Source organism: Streptomyces sp. MS191 (assembly GCF_008042125.1).
GTDB lineage: Bacteria > Actinomycetota > Actinomycetes > Streptomycetales > Streptomycetaceae > Streptomyces.
Window position 1 is genome coordinate 1,099 of the sequence record NZ_RDBI01000012.1, and the last position, 6,223, is coordinate 7,321.

General features: G+C 74.7%; 7 protein-coding genes. 6 read left to right on the forward strand and 1 reads right to left on the reverse strand.

Going from position 1 to position 6,223, the window contains the following annotated elements:
• Positions 1-6 precede the first annotated feature (6 nt).
• The 5 genes from EAO71_RS01855 to EAO71_RS01875 all read left to right on the forward strand — a co-directional run bounded on the left by EAO71_RS01855 (position 7) and on the right by EAO71_RS01875 (position 5,057).
• Complete coding sequence (locus tag EAO71_RS01855; RefSeq protein ID WP_147976002.1) at positions 7-912, forward strand: alpha/beta fold hydrolase; 906 nt, start codon at positions 7-9, stop codon at positions 910-912.
• Positions 913-935: 23 nt separating this feature from the next.
• On the forward strand, positions 936-1,988 hold the full coding sequence (locus EAO71_RS01860) for an aldo/keto reductase (RefSeq protein WP_147976003.1): 1,053 nt from the start codon (positions 936-938) through the stop codon (positions 1,986-1,988).
• 46 nt (positions 1,989-2,034) lie between these two features.
• A complete protein-coding gene (locus EAO71_RS01865) occupies positions 2,035-3,225 on the forward strand; it encodes a winged helix DNA-binding domain-containing protein (protein WP_147976004.1) in 1,191 nt (396 codons plus the stop codon).
• Positions 3,226-3,369: 144 nt separating this feature from the next.
• Positions 3,370-3,783: a YciI family protein gene (locus EAO71_RS01870; protein ID WP_147976005.1), complete on the forward strand. Its 414-nt coding sequence runs from the start codon at positions 3,370-3,372 to the stop codon at positions 3,781-3,783.
• Between the two features lie 44 nt (positions 3,784-3,827).
• Complete coding sequence (locus EAO71_RS01875; RefSeq protein WP_147976007.1) at positions 3,828-5,057, forward strand: RNA polymerase sigma factor; 1,230 nt, start codon at positions 3,828-3,830, stop codon at positions 5,055-5,057.
• A 22-nt stretch (positions 5,058-5,079) separates the two neighbouring features.
• Here the strand turns inward: EAO71_RS01875 and wrbA are convergent, their stop codons facing one another.
• Positions 5,080-5,688: an NAD(P)H:quinone oxidoreductase gene (gene wrbA, locus EAO71_RS01880; protein ID WP_147976006.1), complete on the reverse strand. Its 609-nt coding sequence runs from the start codon at positions 5,686-5,688 to the stop codon at positions 5,080-5,082.
• 162 nt (positions 5,689-5,850) lie between these two features.
• On the opposite strand from wrbA, the gene EAO71_RS01885 reads away from it, so the two are divergent.
• The coding region (locus EAO71_RS01885) for a TetR/AcrR family transcriptional regulator (RefSeq protein WP_261991944.1) at positions 5,851-6,223 on the forward strand (373 nt) is incomplete at its 3' end.

Here is a 6,223-nt window from a genome sequence, read left to right on the forward strand (position 1 = left end):
GACCGAGTGCCGAACCCCGCCCAGGACCCCGTTCCCGCGGGCCGTACGTCGCCGGCCGCCGGCTCCGCCTCCCCGGAGTCCTCCGCCCCGTGGACCACGCACACGGTCACGCGCGACGGGGTACGGCTCTCCTGCCGGGACTGGGGCGGCCCCGGGCGGCCCGGTCACACCGTCGTCCTGCTGCACGGCCTCGCCGGGCACGCCGGCGAGTGGGACACGACCGCGCGCCTCCTGCACTCCGCCGGCCACCGCGTCGTCGCCGTCGACCAGCGCGGCCACGGACACTCCGAACGCCTCCCCGAGGACACCTCCCGGGCCGCATACGTCGCCGACGTCGTCGCCGTGCTCGACCGCCTCGGCCTCGAACGCCCCGTCCTGGCCGGGCAGTCGCTCGGCGGTCACACCGCCCTGCTCACCGCGGCCGCGCACCCCGGCCTGCTGGGCGGCCTCGTCCTCGTCGAGGCCGGTCCCGCCGGCTCGAACCCCGACGTCGTACGCGAGATCGGCGGCTGGTTCGACACGTGGCCGGTGCCGTTCGCCTCCCGGGAGGCGGCGGTGGCGTTCCTCGGCGGCGGAGCGGTCGGCGAGGGCTGGGCCGCCGGACTGGAGGAGCGGGACGGCGGCCTGTGGCCGCGGTTCGACCCCGGCGTGATGCTGCGGTCGCTGGCCGGGAGCACGGACCGCTCCTGGTGGGCCGAGTGGGAGGCGGTCGACTGCCCGACCCTCGTGGTCGTCGCCGAGCACGGGATCGTCCGGGCCGCCGAGATCGACGGGATGCTCCACCGCCGCCCCGACGTCCGGGCCGCGAGCGTCCCCGGCGCCGGCCACGACGTCCACCTGGAGCGGCCCCGCGTCCTCCACCGCCTCCTGACGGACTTCCTCGCTTGCCTTGGAGCGCTCTCCAACTCCTAGAGTGCGCGCCCAGGGAGGTCACCATGCGCTATCGCGTACTCGGCGGGACCGGCATCGACGTGAGTGCCTACTGCCTCGGCACCATGATGTTCGGTTCCGTCGGCAATCCGGACCACGACGACTCCGTCCGCGTCATCCACGCCGCACTGGACCAGGGCGTCAACTTCGTGGACACCGCCGACATGTACTCGGCGGGCGAGTCGGAGGAGATCGTCGGCAAGGCGCTCCGCGGCCCCCGGCGGGACGACGTCGTGCTCGCCACCAAGGTCCACTTCCAGATGGGCGAGGGGCGCGGCCGCAGCGGCAACTCCCGCCGCTGGATCACCCGCGCCGTGGAGGAGAGCCTGCGCCGGCTCGGCACGGACTGGATCGACCTCTACCAGGTCCACCGCCCCGACCACCGCACGGACGTCGAGGAGACGCTCTCCGTCCTCGGCGACCTCATGGCCCAGGGCAAGATCCGCGCGTTCGGCTGCTCCACCTTCCCCGCGGAGGAGATCGTCGAGGCGCACGCCGTCGCGGACCGGCGCGGACTGCGCCGCTTCCGGTCGGAGCAGCCCCCGTACTCGCTGCTCGCGCGCGGGATCGAGGCGTCGGTCCTCCCGGTGGCGCAGCGCTACGGGATGGGCGTGCTGACCTGGAGTCCGCTGGCGTCCGGCTTCCTCACCGGCAGGTACCGCAAGGGCCAGCCGATCGACCTGACCAGCGGGCGGGCCGCGCTGACCCCGCACCGCTTCGACCCCTCGCTCCCGGTCACCGCGGCCAAGCTCGACGCCGTCGAGCAACTCGTCGCCCTGGCCGAGGAGATCGGCTGCTCGCTGCCCGAGCTGGCGATCGCCTTCGCGGCGGCGCACCCGGCCGTGACCTCGGTGATCATCGGGCCGCGGACCATGGAGCAGCTGGAAGGCCTGCTGAAGGGCGCGCCCCTGGTCCTCGGCGACGACGTGCTCGACCGGATCGACGAGATCGTCCCGCCGGGCACCGACCTGTACCGGCCGGACGGCGTGTGGCGCCCGGCGGCCGTGACGGACGCGTCCCTGCGGCGGCGGCCGGTGGGCGAACGGGCCGCGGGCTGACCCGTGCGGCACCCCTGCGTCGGCGCGAGGCGCGATGCTTGGCCGTATGGCTGACACGCGGCGTGTGATCACGGGAGACGAGCGCAGGGCCCGGCTGGGCGTACGGCACCGGCTGGCCGCCTCGGCGCGGGCGGCCGGCGCCGAGGAGGTGACCGACGCGCTGGTCGCGCTGCACGCCACCGACCCGGCGAGCGTCTTCCTGAGCGTGGGGGCGCGGCTGCGCGAGGTCGAGGGGGACGCGGACCCCGTGACCGGACTGGAGCGGGCCCTGTACGAGGACCGGACGCTGACCCGGATGCACGGCATGCGGCACACGATCTTCGTCTTCCCGACCGGGCTCACCCCCGCCGTCCACGCCTCGACCACCCGCGACGTCGCCGCCCGCGAACGCGCCTCGCTCGAGCGGCACCTCACCGCCGGCAGCGACCACGACGCCGCCTGGCTGAAGGAGACCGAGGAGCTGCTGCTCGCCGAACTGGCGGCACGCGGCGAGGCGACCGGCGCCGAACTCGGCGAGGCGGTGCCGCGGTTGCGCGCCCAGTACCTCTACGGCATCGGGACGCGCCAGGAGGGCTACCAGTCCCTCTCCAGCCGGCTGCTCCGCGTCCTCGGCATGGAGGGCCGGATCGCCCGCGGCCGTCCCCAGGGTTCCTGGAACTCCAGCCGCTTCCGCTGGACCCTCGCGCCCGGCCTGCCCGACCCGGCCGACGCGGACGCCCACGCCGAGCTCGTACGCCGCTGGCTGGCCGCCTTCGGACCGGCGACGGAGGCCGACCTGAAGTGGTGGACCGGGTGGAAGGTCACCGACGTCCGCAAGGCGCTGGCGGCGGTCGGCGCGGAGCAGGTCGACCTCGCCGAGGGCACCGGGCACGTCCTGCCGGGGGACACCGGCCCGGTGGCCGCGCCGGAGCCGTGGGCCGCGCTGCTGCCCTGCCTCGACCCGACGGCCATGGGCTGGGTCCGGCGCGACTGGTACCTCGATCCCGACCACAGGGCCGCTCTCTTCGACCGCAGCGGGAACATCGGCCCGACCGTCTGGTGGAACGGCCGCATCGTCGGCGGCTGGGCCCAGCGCGCGGACGGCGAGATCGTCTGGCGGCTGCTCGACGACGTGGGCACCGAGGCCGGCGCCGCCGTCGCGGCGGAGGCGACGCGGCTGTCCTCCTGGGTCGGCGCGGTCCGGGTGACCCCCCGCTTCCGCACCCCGCTGGAGAAGGAGCTGGCGGCCGGGGAGTGACCGCGGGCCCCGGCGCGCGTGGTTCCTGCGGGTGGATTCCCGGGGGAATCCGGAGGCGTTCCGCGAGGTGTCGAGAATCCCGGCCGGGCTCCGACGTCCCCTGTGAAGGGAAAGCCCCGGGAAGTACGACCGAAGGAGCGGGTCATGAAGTACCTCGTGATGGTGCAGGGCGCCCAGGCCGACTACGAGGCCATGAGCGGCAAGGGTTCCGAGCAGAGCCCGGCGTGGAGCGAGCAGGAGCTGCGGGCGATGTTCTCGTTCATGCAGTCCGTCAACGACGACCTCGCCGAGTCCGGCGAGCTGGTCGACGCGCAGGGACTCCTCGAACCGGCCCGGACCCGGTTCGTGACCGCCGACAAGGACGGCCGTCCGGTGGTCACGGACGGGCCGTACGGCGAGACGAAGGAGGTGCTCGCCGGGTACTGGGTGCTCGACTGCGAGAGCCTGGAGAGGGTCACCGAGATCGCGGCGCGCGTGGCGCAGTGCCCGCAGCCGGCCGGCGCGAAGGACTACCCGGTGGTGATCCGGCCGATCGACGGCGGCGGTCGCGAGGTGTGACCGCGGGAAGCGGACCCGGGGAGTCGGACATCGAGGGATCGGACATCGACGAGGCCGGGGCCGGGCCGCCGGAGCCCGGGACCGAGGACCTGCTGCGCCACCACGCGCCGCAGGTCCTCGGCGCGGTCGTGCGCCGCTACGGCCACTTCGACGCCGCCGAGGACGCCGTGCAGGAGGCGCTGCTCGCCGCCGCCCGGCAGTGGCCCGAGTCGGGGGCGCCCGCCAACCCGCGCGGCTGGCTGATCCGGGTGGCCTCGCGCCGGCTGACCGACCGGCTGCGCGCGGACGAGGCACGGGAGCGGCGCGAACGGACGGCGGTCCGGCTCGAACCGCGGGAGACCCGGGCGGCCCCGTCCGACGACGACACGCTCACCCTGCTGTTCCTCTGCTGCGACCCGGCGCTGACGCCGCCCGCGCGGATCGCGCTGACGCTGCGCGCGGTCGGCGGTCTGACCACCGCGGAGATCGCCCGGGCCCATCTCGTGCCGGAAGCGACGATCGCCCAGCGGATCAGCCGGGCCAAGCAGAAACTGCGGGACCACTCCTTCCGGCCGCCCGGTCCGGACGACCGGGACGCCCGGCTGGCGGCCGTGCTCCAGGTCCTCTACCTGATCTTCAACGAGGGGTACACCGCCACGTCGGGCCCGGCCCTCCACCGCGCCGACCTGGCCCGCGAGGCGATCCGGCTGACCCGCTCCGTCCGCCGCCTGCTCCCCCACGAGGGCGCCGTCACCGGCCTGCTGGCGCTGATGCTGCTGACCGAGGCCCGCAGCGCCGCCCGTACCGGACCGCTCGGCGAACTGGTCCCGCTCGACGCACAGGACCGCGCGCTCTGGGACTCCGCCGCGATCGCGGAGGGCACGGCCCTGGTCGAGGAGGCGCTCGGGCAGGCCCCGGTGGGCCCGTACCAGCTCCAGGCGGCGATCGCGGCCCTCCACGACGAGGCGGCGGACGCCGGGGACACCGACTGGCCGCAGATCCTGGCCCTCTACGACCTCCTGGTCGCGGGCCCGGCCGCGGACCCGATGGCGGAACTCGGCCGCGTGGTCGCGCTCGCCATGGTCGACGGCCCGGAGGCCGGCCTGACCGAACTCAGCGCGCTGGAACCCCGCCTGAAGAACCACCACCGCCTCGAAGCGGTCCGCGCCCACCTCCTGGAACGCACGGGCGCCACGGAAGCGGCCCGCCGCGCCTACGAGTCGGCGGCCCGCCACACCCTGAGCCTCCCGGAACGCCACTACCTCCTGACCCGGGCGGCGCGGCTGACGTCCTGAAGCCCCCCGCGACCCCGCAACCTCAGTCCGTCGCCAGCCCCTTCAGGCGCTTGGCGATCCGCGTGAGGCGTGCGCCCTGGTAGCGGGCGGCCCGGAGGACGTTCTCCTGCGGGGCGCCGTTCGAGCCCGGGTGCGCGGTGCCGTAGGGGTTGCCGCCCGCCGCGTGGACGGACGCGTCGGTGAAGCCGGGCGAGACGATCACCGAGCCCCAGTGGTGGAACGAGTTGTAGAGGGCGAGCAGCGTCGACTCGTTGCCGCCGTGCACGTTGTGGGCGCTGGTGAAGGCGGTGGCCGGCTTGTCCGCCATGACGCCCTGCTGCCACAGGCCGCCGGTGGTGTCGATGAACTGCTTCAGCTGCGCGGCGATGTTGCCGAACCGGGTCGGTGAGCCGAGCGCGTACGCGTCCGCCCACTCCATGTCCTCCAGCGTGGCGATCCCGACCTCGCCGGTGGCGTCCACGTGGGCGCGCCAGGCCGGGTTCGCGTCGATGGCCGTGTCGGGGGCGAGTTCGGGCACCCGGCGCAGCCGGACCTCGGCGCCGGCCTTCTCGGCGCCTTCGGCGACGGCCTGGGCCAGCTCGTGGACGTTCCCCGTGGCCGAGTAGTAGATGACGGCGACCTTGACGGACATGGCGGACTCCTCAAACCGGATTTGTTTCCGTTTCAACGTCGAGGTTAAACGGATAGCCATCCGCTTCGCAAGGGATCCCCGGGGGAACCGGATAGCGCTCCGTTATGCTCGTGTCACGGACGGACCGAGGGGGGCCAGGGAGAGAAGGGCAGGCGGACGCGGATGAACGCGAGGAAACCCGGGGAGACCGGCGCGGAGCACGAGCCGCGGCCCGACGGATCCCCGGCCGGAGCCCCGGCGCCGGCCGCGACCTCACGTCCCGGCGTCCCGGCCATCGAACTGCTCCCCACCGTGGGCAGCCCGGCCCCCGAGCGCGCCGACGCCGCCCGCAACCGGCGCAGGATCCTCGACGCCGCAGCCAGGATCGTCACCGAGGTCGGCCCCGACGCGGTCACGATGAACCAGGTCGCGCACGCCGCGGGCATGGGCGTGGGCACGGTCTACCGCCGTTTCGGGGACGTGGCCCAGCTCCTGTGGGCGCTCCTCGACGACCGGGAGCGGCAGTTCCAGGAGGCGTACATGAGCGGCCCGCCGC